Below are 13610 nucleotides of genomic sequence, written 5' to 3' on the forward strand. Positions count from 1 at the left end.
GCAAACAGGCGCGACCGGGGGCGTGTTGGGATCAGACAGGAGCGAAGCGACCGAAACGGGCCCTCGAAGGCTGTCACCCGCCCCATCTGCCACAAAAGGCATCTACGCCTCAGCCGACCCGAAGCGGCCTGCCGCCTGAACTACAACGAAACACTCCTGCCAGGACAAAACGCTCTTTCAGGCCGTGTTTTGGAAGTCGGCTCTGCACCTCGCCTCGCATCGTGATGATCGCGGTGTGGGACGAGGGGATCTTTCTGACAGGCAGTGGGCGGTGCTGGAGCCGCTGTTGCCGGTCGCGGTACTGGGGCGGCCGTCGTTGGGCACGGCGGAAGCTGATCGACGGGATCCGGTGGCGGGTGCGAACCGGTGCTCCGTGGCGGGATCTGCCATTGGAGTACGGGCCGTGGCAGACGGTCTACGGGCTCTTCCGCCGCTGGCAACGCGACGGCACCTGGCCCGAACTGCTGACCCAGCTGCAGGTCCGGGCCGACGCGGCAGGGCTGATTACGTGGGAGGTCAACATCGACTCCACGACCTGCCGGGGCCATCAGCACGCCGCAGGCGCCCGCCGTGACGGCCAGTCCCAGAAGGAACCGCTAGGTGGAACCCGCACGGAGCCAGAGGATCATGGCTTGGGCCGGTCCCGGGGAGGCTTCACCACCAAGATTCATCTGGCCTGTGAGCAAGGCCAACGGCCAGTCTCTGCTGGTCACCGCCGGTCAACGCGGTGACAGTCCTCAGTTCGCCGCTGTCCTGGAAGGCATCCGGGTGCCCCGCACCGGACCGGGTCGTCCCCGTGTTCGGCCGCTACGGGTACGGGGCGACAAGGCATATTCGTCCCGCGCCAACCGGGCCTACCTGCGACAGCGGGGCATCCGCTGCGCGATCCCAGAGCCTGCCAACCAGGTCGCCAATCGCAAGAGGCGAGGGAAGGTCGGCGGTCGGCCTCCCGCGTTCGACCGCAAGGACTACAAGGCCCGGCACGCGGTCGAGTGCGGGACCAACCGGCTCAAGCGCAACCGGGCAGTGGCCACCGGTTCGACATGCTCGCCGTCCGCTTCGAGGCCACTGTCCTGGTCGCCGCGATTGGCGAATGGATATGACGGACCTGAGCGGTCGGTCACTGGATGAGAACGATGCAGCCTGCGTCACTGCGGGCTGGGACGGGGCACTGCTGCCCTCACGGTCGCGCAGTGGCTTCCCAGGCTGCGGTGACACACCCTTCTTCCCAGTGCCACCACTCCTTCGTCTCGCCGTGCTCCAACAGCTCGCGGATTCTCAGCAGGTCTGCCTGCGGCGGGACCTTCAAGGCCACCATCCCGAACCGCTCGATGCCTTCGCCCGTCGTGCCGAGGCGGTGGAAGGTGTCCAGCACGCTCTGCCGGGCGACGGCTGAGCCGGAGTCCTTCAGCACGATGAGCCGGATAGTGCAATTCTGCGAGGGCTCCACCGTCTCTCCGGCCCAGAGGAGACCGTCCTCATCCGGTTGAACCCTGATGACGTCACCACTGGCGACTCCGCGGACGAACCAGGGAGTGTTGTCCAGCCGAACCGTGCCGTCACCCAGGTCGACAGCCCACAGGCTCTCGACACTCGCCGGCGGCCATCCGTCCTCGTCTATCTCCATGCGGCAATGGACCTTAACGTGGTCGTCACTGATGTTCGTCACCGAACCATCATCCACTTCGCGTCCAACCGACCGGACTGCGGAGCACGCAGGTGCGTGCTCCGGGTCCGGTTGGAGGCTCGCGGAGATCGCCGACCGTCGCCAGATGATCGGCTTCCAAAACACGGCCCACGGAATCCTCCCGGCCGGCGACTCCTGGCGCTGGGTCATCGGCTCCTCCCGACGACTGGGACCGCCCGCACGCACAGGCTTCGCGTGGACATCGGAGGGCACTTCTACGAGACGGGCGTCGGCTCCGGCGATCTGGAAGGCACGCTCCGAGGCTCGAGCCCGGGCTGTTTCGTCCGCACGGTGACGGACACGCTGGAGACGGGCCTCCCCTTCGAGCAGCTCAGCCGGCCGGCCACCTTGGAGCACTCCGTCGGCAGCACCGCGTTCCGGGGCCCGCCTGTCGGTGTCGGCCTGCGGGCCCGGCCCGTTGCGCCGGACGAGCATCTTCGCGCCGGAGAGCGGTGCGCCCGGCGACTGCCTCGCTGTCAGCCGAGCCAGTGGCCCTCGCGCATGAGGTCGCGCCCCTGCAACTCGTCGGCCTCGCGCCAGGCCTGGACGCGCTGCGGCCTGATCAGGAAGTACTGGTAGGGCTCGTCGAGCTCCCGCGGATCGAATCCGGTCCTGGCGGCGAACGCGTCGGCCGTACCGGGCACGAGATCATCGAGGGCCACGGGTTCGGCAACGCCGTCGACGACGACGTCACGCGTGGGCCCGAAGCCGAGACGCACCCGGCCGTCCTCGGCCAGGTTGCGGCCGGTGACGGAAGCGCGTGGTGTCGAGACGAGGAACGTCGTCCCGTCCCACAGGTACGAGAGCGGAACGAGGTGTACGCCGGGAGAGCCCGAGGTGGCCACCCACAGATCGACGGCGCTCTCCAGCTTCGCGCGGGTGTCCCGCACCCTCTCGTCGAGCCCTCGCGGTGGTGCACCGGTCATTTTTCCTCCTGCTCGCGGGGACCGCCTTCGCCTCGCGAAGGCGGTTAGGCGTTCTCGGTATGCCAGGGCCGCTCCGTCACGACGACGGCAGCGTCGCCGCCGCCTCCCTCGTGCGGCGCAGGTACTCACCGGGCGGTACACCGGTGACCTCGCCGAAACGGGTGCTGAACACGGTCTGCGACGAGCAGCCGACGGCGGACCAGACCTCGTCGACGCCCAGCTCGCCATGGCGCAGCAGCACGATCGCGTACTCGATGCGGCGCGCCGTCAGATAGGCGTACGGCGACCGGCCGTACGCGAGCCGGAAGAGCCGGCTGAGATGACCTGCCGGTATGTTCGCGCCGCGGGCCAGCGCTTCGACGTCCAGAGGCCGCGCGTACTCCCGGTCGATCCGGTCGCGCACGCGGCGCAGTCGCGCGAAGTCCTCCAGCCGTTGTGCGGCTATGAGAGCGTGCCTCCACCCTGGATGACACATATGAGGGTCTCCTTACCACCGGGGGAGCGAGGACAGTGTGCGGGACGGTGCTCCGGGCGGGCCCGCACCCCGGCCGCTCGCCCAAGTCCGTTCGCGTAGAGAGGCGGTCGTGTGCCGCGAGCGGTTCATGCCCGTGACGTTAGCCAGGGCCCCGCCGTCCGTGCTTCTCGATTCCTGACCTGTCAGTCACGCGCCGTACGGCCGCGTGACGGCCCTTCCCTCGCTCGTGAGAGATCCGTCACACCTGGGCCCGGACGCGGCACAACCATCGGCCCCCGTCGAGGGTCACATCAAGTAGGAGCAAAGCGCTCTCAGGGACACAAGGGGGATATATGAGAAACACCCGTTCCATCGCAACCGCCGGGGCTCTGGCCGCGCTGGCGCTGGGGGCCACGACCGCGTTCGCCACGACCGCGTCCGCCGCACCCAACGTCACTCCCCAGGGCGTGTGCGGCAGTGCCTACAAGACCGTGAACTCGGTGCCGGTCGGCTCCCTGGGCACCGTCTACCTGACGTACAACTCCTCGAACGGCAGGAACTGCGTCGCGACCATCCGCACCAACCCGGGCACGGCCAAGTCCATGTCCACGTACATCTACGTTCCCGCGACCGACGAGTGGGCCGACGACTCGGGGAACTACACGTCCTACGCCGGGCCGGCCTACGTCTACGGCAAGGGCTACTGCGTGAGCTGGGGCGGAAGCATCTCGAACATCTACGTGTCGGTGGAGAACTCCAATTGCGCCGCACTGAAGGAGGTCCGCCGCACCACCGTCCGCTGATCCGGCGGCACCGGTCCGGGGTTCCCGCACCGCCTGTCGCAGCCCGTCCCCGCGGCCCACGCCGCCGGCGGTCACCGCGAGGGGGCGCACGAGCGGCAGGCGGCGCGGGAACGTAGGGTGGACCGGCCCGCCACGGCCGTACGGTTCAGAGTCCGGTGACCTTGGCGCTCGCCGAGAGTTCGTAGACCAGGGTGACCGAACGGTGGCCTGCGGGCGGCAGCGTCACGTCCCAGCGGGCAATGCCCTCGGCGTCCACGCTCGCGGGCGGTGGGGAGCAGCGCTCCTTCCGGAGACGGATCTCCACCGCCGAGACCTCGGAGACAGGAAGCCGTTCCCGCAGGGCGACCACCTGGTCGCCCTGCTCCCCGGGTGCGGAGAACCGGGACAGGCTCAGCCGGACCGTGCGGGTGATGACGGTGCGCTGGCTGATGCCGGTGGTCTCCCGGGCCTCCTCGGCGTGGCGGACCACCCGGTGGTCGTCGCTGCTGCCGAAGGCGAGTTCGACGGGCGCGCCGGGAGCGGTGAAGTCCATCGTGCCGCGTCCGCAGAAGCCGCTGCCGAGGACCAGGTCCACCGGGCCGGCGAGCAGCGCGTGTCCGGCCGCGTTGTCGAACCGCACGATCCGGTTCACCAGGGGGGAGAGTTCCGGCGAGCAGGTGTACGCACTGTGCGCGGGCGTGGTGAAGGCGGACAACGGCACCCGGTGCGCACGGCCGTCGCCGGGCACCGAGACCGGTGAGGGGGCCCGCAGCACCCGGGTCTCACCGCCGTCGTCCACCCCTGGCAGGCCGAGCGCGGGAGCCGGCCCCAGGGTGCCGAGCTCCTCCTCGCGCAGCTCCACGTCGACGGTGCGGCGCTCCGCGGCGGAGCGGTCCGTGAGGGCGAGCCGGTCCTCGTCCAGCTGCGGAGGATCCGTGGCCAGTGCCGAGCGGGCGGTCGAGAGGGTCAGCCGTACGTCCTGCCAGTCCTCGCCGGTGCGTTGCCACACCATCGCGTCTGTCTCCAGGTGCAGGGAATCCCCGTCCAGCACGGCCCGGTAGGCGGGCCGCCACAGCGCGCACGGGGTCAGGTGGCTCACGAGCAGCCTCGCGGGGCCGGCCGTCGAGGACTCCACGGTCATCTCGACATGGGCGACGAGTTCCGCCGGCTCCTGCTCGGAGAGGAGGACGGCCTCCTCGGCCTGCGCGCGCTCCTCCTCGAGTACCGCCAGCCGTCCCCTCACGGCGCGCAGTTCCTCACCGCACGTGGCCCGTTCGTCGTCGACCCGGTCCAGTTCCCTGGTCCAGCGCGGCCTGTCGGTCTCGCCCGAGCCCGCACCCTCGCCGATGTCCCGCAGCAGATCGGCCGCCAGACGGCCGAGCAACTCCTGCCGGACCTCCAGCCGTTCGCGCCGCTGCACCAGGGTGAGGAGCTCGTCTTCGACGGCGTGTATCCGTCGGCGCAGTGCGGAGTCGTCAGGGTGTGGCCGCGGCCCGCGTGGTGACCAGCTGCGGGTGATGCGCACATCGAGCACGGCCGCGCGGTGACCGGCGGTCAGCTCGGCGTGCAGGGTCCGGTCCACCGCAAGCGCGCTGACCGGGCCGAGGCGCAGGCGCTGGACCCCCGCCTGGAGGTCGAGTACGACGGCGCGTTCGACGTGCGCGCGGTCCTCGAGACAGGTCACGGCGGTGACGGGCAGAGGGATCGGTTCGGGGGCTGTGGTCATGGCGTGTGTCAGCTCCTGCGGTTGCCGCCGACGAGGGCCTTGCCGGCCGGGATGCGGATCTCGTAGCCGCCGTCGAGCACGGCGGTGCCCCCGGCCGGAAGGTCCACCCGCCAGACCCGTGTCCCCGGCGCGAGGCGACCGGGCCCGGAGGCGTCCTCCCGCAGTGACGCCCAGTCCGCCCGTTCCTCGATCCGGACGTCGGGCTCCGAGGTGACGGGCACGCGCTCACGCACCTCGAGAGTGACGGGGACGGCGAGACGGTTGGCCAGCTCCACGTGCACACGGTGGTCGAGCACGGTGGTGTTGCCGCGCAGTCCCGAGGTGGACTCGTTCACCTGCGTACGACGGGTGACCTGGACGCCCTCGGCCGGGCCGAGCCCCACGCGACGGACCCCGCCCGGGGCGAGCGTGGGCAGCGCGGCGGTCAGCAGGAAGTCGTCGTCGACGATGACCTCCACCGGGCCGGCCAGCAGGGACTGGTCGGTCGCGTTGGAAAGGACCAGTGTGGCGTACACGGTCTGTTCCACGGCGGGTACGCAGAGATGCTCGGTGTGCGTGCCGACAGGTATCTCGCCCACCGTGACGGTGTGCCAGGTGCCGTCCGACGGCACGTCCACGCGGGCAGCGGTGTCGAAGCGGTGGTCGAAGGAACCGGCCGACACCCGGGGGCGCACGGCGTGAGCGGGCAACGGCAGCGCGGCCACCGCCTCCGCGCGGCGGCGGTGCTCGGCCGCCACCGGATCGAAGGACGAGCCGGGGAACAGCAGGCCGCGGCGGCCCGCCCGCTCGTCGGGGCCGGCGAGGACGAGGGCGGCGTAGTCGAGCTCGCCCCCGCTCGGTCGCGGAGGTCCGGCTTCCGGAGCCACGGGCGGCGGCACGGGCGGCGCGGCGGCACCGGGAGCCATGGGCGCTGCCGGCGCGGGGGCCGGGCCACCCCGGGGGGTCCCGCCGCCCGTCCGGGCCCGTGTCGGCCGGGCGGCGGGGGCGGGCCCGCCTGCGAAGGCCTGCGGTGCGGGGCCACCCGGCGCCGGAGGTGCGGAGGCTCCCTCGCCGTACGCCGGGGGAGCGGGCGGAGGTGGTGGCAGGGCCGCGGCGCCCACGGCCACGGCACGGGGGACGGGGCGGGGCCCGGCCGTGTCGTATCCGGTGAACAGGTCGGCGAGACCCCTGGGGGCCTCCCGCCAGCCGGTGGGCACGGGAGCGGCCTGGCGGCGTCCGATCCTGATCGAGCGGAGACTCGGCAGATCCGTATCGCGCCGCAGGTCGGCCGTCGCGAGGGCGAGGGACACGCCGGTCCAGTCCTCGCCTGTGCGCTGGGCGACGGAGGCACGCAGCAGGAGGCGGCCGCTGTCCTCGTCCTGGCGGTAGGTCAGCCGGTACGCCGGCACCCAGACGGCTCCGGGCACCCCGTATTCCAGTTCGAGTTCCACCTCCGCGGTCGCGTCACCCATGGCGGACGTGTCCAGGGTCAGAAGCGCCGAGACCGTGGTGTCCACGGGGGCTGAGGGGACGGCGGAGGACGCACGGGCGAGCCTGTCGGTGGCGACGTCGAGCTCGTGCGTCAGCCGGGTCACCGCCTGCTCCACCTCGGCGAGCGAGGCATGCAGTCCGGCGAGCCGCCCGTCGACGAAGTCCGCGAACTCCAGCCACGCGCCGACCGGGGCGACACGATGCGGATCGTCGCGCTTGCGGGACGGCGGGGTGGGACGCAAGGAGGAGATCTCCTTGATCCGGTCCCGCACATGGTCCTGACGCGCCCGAGCCTGTGCGTGCTCCTCCCGCAGCCGTTCGACCTCGCGCCGCAACGCGTCGGGCGCGGACTCGCCGAGCGGCTCGGCCTCCGCCTCCAGCCGGGCCTCGCTGACACGGGCCCCTGAGGTACCCAGGACGCGGGCCCGCAGCGAACCCGGGTCCAGCGAACGGGGCAGCCCGGTCACCCGCACGCGGCCGTCGGGCGGGACATTTCCCCGCGTCAGACGGCGGCAGAGCGCGCCCTGCTCGTACACCACCACGGAATCGAGCGTCGTGCCCCACCGCTGTGCCGTTTCGGCCGTCATGCTCCGCCCCCTGTCCACGCCGAGCGAAGCCTACGCCAGGGCCTCCGCGTGGGGTCACGACCGGTGGCGACCGGGTACGCGGGGCCGATGGCGGCTCCCAAGCCCCGGGCGCCCCGGAGAGTTGTGGCGTCCGGCCCGCCGTGCCGCTACTGCACGGCGGTGTACCAGCGCCGGTGCACCGCCGGCCCGACACAGAGCACGGCGACGCCCGCGACCACGCCTACCAGCAGGGAGTCGGGGCCGCCGCCGTTGAGGACCGCGCCGGCGCAGGCCGCGGCCACGGCGAGTGGCCGCAACAGGGTCAGGGGGCCGAGGCCGATCACCATGGCGAGAGTGCCGGCGCGGAAGGGGAGCACGAAGTAGGCGGCGAGCGAGAGCAGTACGGCGAGGGCGTAGCCGCCGAGCGGGAGCAGGTAGCCGACGGCTCCGGCGGTGAGCCCGGCGTAGGTCCTGGCCGGGTCGGGCGCCGTCAGGAGGAGGCACGAGGCGGTCAGTACGGGGACGAGGAGCAGTACGGCCCCCACGGCCAGCCCACGCAGGGCGGCGCGGACGGTGGCCCGCCGTTTCCGTATGCGGGCGTCGCGGCCCGCGTACGCGCGGAAGCCGCTGAACGCGGCGTCGACCAGTCCAAGGAGCGCGAGCAGCGCGGCGGGCGTCATCGGGCGCCCACCGCGAAGTGTTCCGGACCGACCAGGCGGCGTGCGCCCCGCCCGAGGGACCGGCGCAGGGGCTCCTCCAGGTCCGGGCGTACTCCGATGACAGGACGCAAGGTGGTGCAGAAGGGGTTCGACATACCACGGGGTTCGTACACCAGGGCGCGGATGCCGGGCACCGAAGCCGCACGCAGCAGCGTTTCGTCGTCGTGCGCCCGCAGGGCGGAGACCACACCGTCGTGGCGGCCGAGCGGATGGCGCATCCGGGCGCGGTGGAAGATCCAGGCGCCGATGGGGGCGAGTCGGTTGGCGGCGATGTCGAAGTGGCAGAAGGCGAGCGCCGTAGAGGCTGCCTGGGCCTGGAAGAACGCCTCCAGAGCCGGCCCGCGGAAGTGGTGCAGCACCCCGGTCGAGACGTAGACGGTCGCGGCTTCCGGCAGGTCGAAGGCGTTCCCGTGCACGAAACGGCAGTCCAGTCCGTCCGCCAGGGCAAGCCGTTCCGCCTCACCGACCAGCGTGCCGTCGAGGTCGACCCCGACCAGCTCGACGTCCTCTCCGAGGGCTCCGGTGGCCGCCAGCCGGCGGACCAGATAACCCAGGCCGCAGCCGACGTCGACGAGCCGGAACGGCCCGGACCGCCCGGTGGTGGCCCGGATCGCGGCGAGAAGAGGCCCGAGCACGTGAACCAGGCGTTCGTCGATCCGCAGTTCCTCGCTCAGGCGCTGGAGTTCGGTGTGGACGAGGACGACCAGACGGTCCACGGCATACGGGTCGAGAACACCGTCCTCGTCCGTGGGCATCCGGGCCACGATCCGGGCCGCACGCTCGTCGTCCGCCTCACGCAGCTGCCGCATCACCTCGGAGCGCTGGACAGGGAGGCGGCGGCCGGTGTGGGGGTCCACCGCCGTGATGAGGTCGGATATCTCGAGCTGACGCACGGCCGAGACCCTACGGGCACCCCACCCGCGTCGTGACGACCGGCTCGGGTCCGACGGACGCGGGGAGCCCGCGGTACCGGACCTCCTCGGTCCGCGCGGGGCGTCCGTCGCTCCGTCGGCGGGCAGGAGGACGGTCGTCGCTCGCGCGCTCGGCGCACCACCTCCGCAGATCGCCCGTACGACCGCCGCCACGGACACGGTGCCGGCACGTCCCGGAGGATCTGGCCGGGGACGCGAGGCTTCGAAGTCAGCAGGCGGGACGCGGGCGCGCCGATCACCTGATGGCTTCCTGGCGGTCAACTCCTCCGCTGAGTACGCGAACTCATGTACGGGGCGGCGCCGGATGGCAGACTCCGCGCCATGACGAGTGGCGGAGGGGCCCGGACAGCCCTGCATCTCTTTCTCGTGTGGGCGACGATGTCCGTCGCCGTACCCGTGCTCGGCCTGGGACTGCTGGCGGCCGGCTGGGGCGGTGGGGCCGGCAGGGCCGCGGCGCTGTTCCTGCTGGGCGTACCCCTGACGGTGGCCCTGCTGGCCACGACGGGCGTACCGGTACGCACCCTCGTGCCGCTGTGCGCCTCCGCGCGCCGGCGGTTCGGCTGGGCGGTCCTGGTCTTCGTCCTCGGGACGGCCGGGGTCCTGTCGGGCGTGGCCGCCTACGGCGAGGACGTGGACCTGGGCAGCGCCGGCGCGCGGCTCGCGTTGACGGGGGTGCCGTACGCGGTGGCCGCCGCCTTCTTCGTCCCGGGACGGTGGGTACGGCTCGGGGCGGTCGGCGCGCTGGCCGCAGGAGTGGCCTACGGGGGATTCATCGGCCCGGCGCAGTCGCGTCACCGTCAGCAGGAGGCGGAGATCGCGCGGTACCGCGAACATGCGGAACTGCTCTACATGGGCGCTGCGCCCTCCGGCATGCGGGTCACCCGAGTCCTGGCCGAGCCGGCGTCCTTCAGCGTCGAATACCGCTCGGTGCGGGAGGACGATGTCGCGCTCGTGGGCCTCACGGTGCGCTCGCTGCTCACACCCCCCGCCCGGTGTTCCGACCTCGTGCAGCAGGGTGTCACCTGCAGGGTGGACGCGCACGGAGAGCGACGCACGGTCCGCGACCTTCCCGACGGGGGCCACGAGGTCACCCTCACCCGCCGGGAACGGAGCGCGGAGTTCGAGGTCAGCAGCCAGACCCTCGACGAGACCGGGCTGCGCCGTCTCCTGGACACCGTGCATCCGCTGTCGGACGCCGAGTTGGAGACACTGATGCGGGAAGAGAAGATCGACCGCAACCTTTGAGCCGGCAGGTCGCTCCGGCGCGGTGCACGGGGCCGGGGCGTACGGACCAGGAACGCCGCCTCGACTCCGGTCGGCCCTGTGCGTGGCGCCGGCGCGAGCCCGGTGACGAGGTACGTCAGTAGGGCAGGCCCTCCGAGGCCGCGCGGAGCGCGGCCAGCAGGCACGTGGTGATCTCGTTGCCCGCTGCCTCGGGGGCGTCCGCGTACCGGCGGGCAAATTCCTCCGCTGCCGCCCGCAGCGCGCCGTTGATGGTGGCCGCGTGCACCTTGATCCGCAGCTCGTCCGCGCTGCCGCCGGATCGCCGGGCGAGGAGTTCCGCGAGGACGGGCAGGGCGTCGTCGTGTGCCTGGAGCCAGACGGCGCGCAGCGCCGGGTCGGTGGAGGTCATCCGGATCAGATCGAGGATGGCGGGGGCCGCGGCGGGCAGTTGACCGTCCCGGCAGGATTCCGTGACGAATTCCAGCAGGCCTGTTTCCGCCGGCCAGTGGCCCAGCTGTTCGACGGCGAACTCGAGCCCTGCCGCGAGCAACGGCAGTACGCAGCTCTCCTTGGAAGGGAAGTGGCGCCAGAGGGTGCGGGCCGAGATGCCCACGGCCTGGGCGATCTGGTCGCCCGTCGTGCGGGTGACGCCCTGGGCGGCGAACAGCCGGACAGCCTCGCCGGCGATCTCCAGGCGCAGCGCCGCCTTGCGCCGCTGGGCGAGCGACGGCTTGGTTCCGGGGGCCGCCGTCTGCCCGTGTTCCGCGGCTAGCGCCTCGCCCACCTTCGCCCCGCTCTCTTTCCCTCTGTCACCGCAGCATAGCGAGCCCTTCGGAAATGACGCATGCAGACAGCTTGTCACTGACTGACATGCGGACCTACGCTGCCGTAAGTGACCAGCGAGTAACACGGCTGTTTCGCACGGCACTTGGCGTGCCACGGCCCGACGGACCCGTCCGGAGGCCATCGACCGCAGAGGAACGGATCCGCCTGGGCCCCGACGGCCCCACGACCGGACGGCACCCCCACCCCTACCGAGGAGCCGCTCATGCCCACTCCCAGCAGGCGCACCCTGCGGCTCCGGCCCGCGTCGAGCCGGCCCGTGAGGAGTACCGCGTCCTTGCTGAGGCTTCGGCGGCGGCCGACTCGGGCTATGTGCGGGAACGGAAGGAGTTCTCGACCCGCGTCCTGGTCATGGCGGCCGGGAGCGTCGACACCAGCAAGCTCCTCGTCCGGGCCGGAGCCACCGGCCGTCCCCGACCTGCCCGACGGGCTCAGCAAAGGGTGGGGGGAGGGGGAACGGCGAACGCGTCTGCGCGTGGACGAACCCGCCGGCGGACTTCCGCGCGGAACAAGGCGACCCGTCGTCCACGGCAGCACGGCACGGGACGACCCGGGCACCGCGCACACGGTCATCCAGGCGTCGCTCCCACCGCCGGGCCTCGACACACGGACGAGCATGCTCGCCGGATCCGGTGTGAGCGCCGACCGCGGCCGTTTTCCGCCCTCGCGCCGCCACCGACCCCGTCCCGCTGCACCGGCCGCTCCGATCCCCGGCACGACCGGTGCCCGTACTCCTCGATGACCATCGCCGCCATCGCCGAGCAGGCGATGGACGCGATCACCGCCCACGCCATCGACACGATCATCTGACGACGAACAAGGAGCACCTGATGAGCCGCAAGAGAACCATCTCCCGTCACTCTCTTCACGCCGCCGCGGACCGGAGCACGACACGTCCGGGCGAGGCGGCCTCCGGCCGCGAAGCCCGTCTGCCCATGCGGGTGCTCGCCGGTGTCGTCGTCGCCGGCACCGTCTGCGCCGGCCTGTCGGCCGTACCGGCGTCGGCGGCCACGACGGAGCCCGTCGTCTCCCGTGGGGTCACCATCCCCGCGTTCTACACCCCGCCGACCGAACTGCCCGACACCAACGGTGCGTTGATCCGCACCGAGGCGCTGCCGCTCGGGCTGAGCATCCCCGGGCTCGACGGCCGCCCGATGCCGGGCACCGCGACCCGCCTGATGTACAGGTCCACCGACTCGGCGGGACAGCCGGTGGCCGTGACCGGCGCCTACATCGAACCGTCGGCCGCCTGGAAGGGAACCGGACCGCGCCCGTTGGTCGCGCTGGCCTCGGGCACCATGGGCCAGGGCGACCAGTGCGCCCCTTCCTTCGCCCTGCAGAATCCGCTGACGCTCAACGGCGACACGGTCTCCGTCGGCTACGAAGCCCTGGCGATCTACCGGCTCCTGGCCACCGGAGCGGCGGTCGTCGTCACCGACTACGTCGGCCTCGGGGCCACCGACCGGCTGCACACCTACGTCAACCGCGTCGACGAGGCACACGCCCTCCTGGACGCGGCCCGGGCCGCCCGCTCCGTCCCCGGAGCCTCGGTCACCGCGGCGTCCAGGACCGGCCTGTACGGCTACAGCCAGGGGGGCGGAGCCAGCGCGGCGGCGGCCGAACTCCAGCGCTCGTACGCCCCTGACGTCCCGCTCTCGGGAACCTACGCGGGCGCGCCCCCGGCGGATCTCACCTCGGTCATGAAGGGCATCGACGGCAGCGCCCTCGCCGGCGCCCTGGCCTGGTCCATCAACGGGTTCGCCCAGGCGGACCCCGACCTCCGCGCGGTCGTCGACGCGAACATCAGCCCCACCGGCAAGGCCGCTCTGGCGGACGCGTCGACGATGTGCGTCGGGGACGCGCTCTTCGGCTACGGATTCACCAAGAGCAGCAAGTGGACCACCAGCGGCAAGTCGATCGCAGAGATCATCGCGGCCGATCCCCGAGCCAAGGCGGCCCTGGACAAGCAGCGCATCGGCACCCTCGCGCCCTCCGGTCCGGTGCGCCTGGCCACCGGCGTCCAGGACGACATCGTCCCCCACGCGCAGGCGCGGCAGCTGGCTGTCGACTGGTGCCGTAAGGGAGGCGACGTCACCTACGACGCCATCAACCTGCCGAACCTCGGGGACAAGATCCTCACCAACCACCTCGTGCCCCTCATCACCGACCAGGGGGACGCCGTCTCCTGGCTCGCCGACCGCCTCTCGGGCAAGCCCACCAGCTCCAACTGCTGGTCGATGCCCATCCAGCCCTGACCCCGGCACTGTCGCGAGCGGCCTCG

General features: G+C 72.0%; 11 protein-coding genes and 1 pseudogene. 4 read left to right on the forward strand and 8 right to left on the reverse strand.

Annotation, left to right across the window (positions count from 1 at the left end; genetic code table 11):
* Positions 1-235: 235 nt before the first annotated feature.
* Positions 236-1103: pseudogene (locus ACFY8O_RS32395) on the forward strand (IS5 family transposase).
* A 77-nt stretch (positions 1104-1180) separates the two neighbouring features.
* Here the strand turns inward: ACFY8O_RS32395 and ACFY8O_RS32400 are convergent.
* From ACFY8O_RS32400 to ACFY8O_RS32410, 3 genes are all read right to left on the reverse strand, one after another.
* Positions 1181-1669 (reverse strand): DUF4265 domain-containing protein, encoded by a 489-nt coding sequence (locus tag ACFY8O_RS32400; RefSeq protein ID WP_387908713.1) that lies wholly within the window; start codon positions 1667-1669, stop codon positions 1181-1183.
* 494 nt (positions 1670-2163) lie between these two features.
* Positions 2164-2613, reverse strand: a complete 450-nt coding sequence (locus ACFY8O_RS32405; RefSeq protein WP_387908715.1) for a pyridoxamine 5'-phosphate oxidase family protein — start codon at positions 2611-2613, stop codon at positions 2164-2166.
* A gap of 76 nt (positions 2614-2689) precedes the next feature.
* Entirely contained in the window at positions 2690-3088 is a 399-nt protein-coding gene (locus ACFY8O_RS32410; RefSeq protein ID WP_387908717.1) for a helix-turn-helix transcriptional regulator, read from the reverse strand.
* A 332-nt stretch (positions 3089-3420) separates the two neighbouring features.
* Here ACFY8O_RS32410 and ACFY8O_RS32415 point away from each other — a divergent pair, with 332 nt between their 5' ends.
* Complete coding sequence (locus ACFY8O_RS32415) at positions 3421-3870, forward strand: spore-associated protein (protein WP_145812143.1); 450 nt, start codon at positions 3421-3423, stop codon at positions 3868-3870.
* A gap of 145 nt (positions 3871-4015) precedes the next feature.
* Here the strand turns inward: ACFY8O_RS32415 and ACFY8O_RS32420 are convergent, their stop codons facing one another.
* From ACFY8O_RS32420 to ACFY8O_RS32435, 4 genes are all read right to left on the reverse strand, one after another.
* A complete protein-coding gene (locus tag ACFY8O_RS32420; RefSeq protein ID WP_387908719.1) occupies positions 4016-5575 on the reverse strand; it encodes a mucoidy inhibitor MuiA family protein in 1560 nt (519 codons plus the stop codon).
* Positions 5576-5583: 8 nt separating this feature from the next.
* The gene (locus tag ACFY8O_RS32425; protein WP_387908721.1) at positions 5584-7632 is read right to left on the reverse strand and encodes a DUF4139 domain-containing protein; all 2049 of its coding nucleotides are present in this window, start codon (positions 7630-7632) and stop codon (positions 5584-5586) included.
* 146 nt (positions 7633-7778) lie between these two features.
* Positions 7779-8291 carry a hypothetical protein gene (locus tag ACFY8O_RS32430; protein WP_387908722.1) on the reverse strand — a complete coding sequence of 171 codons (513 nt, stop codon included), beginning with the start codon at positions 8289-8291 and terminating at the stop codon, positions 7779-7781.
* The gene (locus ACFY8O_RS32435; protein WP_387908724.1) at positions 8288-9223 is read right to left on the reverse strand and encodes a class I SAM-dependent methyltransferase; all 936 of its coding nucleotides are present in this window, start codon (positions 9221-9223) and stop codon (positions 8288-8290) included. Before ACFY8O_RS32435 ends, ACFY8O_RS32430 begins: the two co-directional genes overlap by 4 nt.
* A gap of 360 nt (positions 9224-9583) precedes the next feature.
* Here ACFY8O_RS32435 and ACFY8O_RS32440 point away from each other — a divergent pair, with 360 nt between their 5' ends.
* Positions 9584-10507: a hypothetical protein gene (locus tag ACFY8O_RS32440; RefSeq protein WP_387908725.1), complete on the forward strand. Its 924-nt coding sequence runs from the start codon at positions 9584-9586 to the stop codon at positions 10505-10507.
* A gap of 115 nt (positions 10508-10622) precedes the next feature.
* Here the strand turns inward: ACFY8O_RS32440 and ACFY8O_RS32445 are convergent, their stop codons facing one another.
* Positions 10623-11270 carry a TetR/AcrR family transcriptional regulator gene (locus ACFY8O_RS32445; RefSeq protein WP_387908727.1) on the reverse strand — a complete coding sequence of 216 codons (648 nt, stop codon included), beginning with the start codon at positions 11268-11270 and terminating at the stop codon, positions 10623-10625.
* A gap of 889 nt (positions 11271-12159) precedes the next feature.
* Between ACFY8O_RS32445 and ACFY8O_RS32450 the strand changes: the two genes are divergently transcribed.
* Positions 12160-13584 carry a lipase family protein gene (locus tag ACFY8O_RS32450; RefSeq protein ID WP_387908728.1) on the forward strand — a complete coding sequence of 475 codons (1425 nt, stop codon included), beginning with the start codon at positions 12160-12162 and terminating at the stop codon, positions 13582-13584.
* Positions 13585-13610 lie beyond the last annotated feature (26 nt).

Source organism: Streptomyces argenteolus, assembly GCF_042902585.1.
Classification (GTDB): domain Bacteria; phylum Actinomycetota; class Actinomycetes; order Streptomycetales; family Streptomycetaceae; genus Streptomyces; species Streptomyces argenteolus.

Coding starts and splice junctions, on each gene's coding strand:
- ACFY8O_RS32405 (WP_387908715.1), bottom strand. CDS start 2,613: ATGACCGGTGCACCACCGCGAGGGCTCGACGAGAGGGTGCGGGACACC.
- ACFY8O_RS32410 (WP_387908717.1), bottom strand. CDS start 3,088: ATGTGTCATCCAGGGTGGAGGCACGCTCTCATAGCCGCACAACGGCTG.
- ACFY8O_RS32415 (WP_145812143.1), top strand. CDS start 3,421: ATGAGAAACACCCGTTCCATCGCAACCGCCGGGGCTCTGGCCGCGCTG.
- ACFY8O_RS32420 (WP_387908719.1), bottom strand. CDS start 5,575: ATGACCACAGCCCCCGAACCGATCCCTCTGCCCGTCACCGCCGTGACC.
- ACFY8O_RS32425 (WP_387908721.1), bottom strand. CDS start 7,632: ATGACGGCCGAAACGGCACAGCGGTGGGGCACGACGCTCGATTCCGTG.
- ACFY8O_RS32430 (WP_387908722.1), bottom strand. CDS start 8,291: ATGACGCCCGCCGCGCTGCTCGCGCTCCTTGGACTGGTCGACGCCGCG.
- ACFY8O_RS32440 (WP_387908725.1), top strand. CDS start 9,584: ATGACGAGTGGCGGAGGGGCCCGGACAGCCCTGCATCTCTTTCTCGTG.
- ACFY8O_RS32450 (WP_387908728.1), top strand. CDS start 12,160: ATGAGCCGCAAGAGAACCATCTCCCGTCACTCTCTTCACGCCGCCGCG.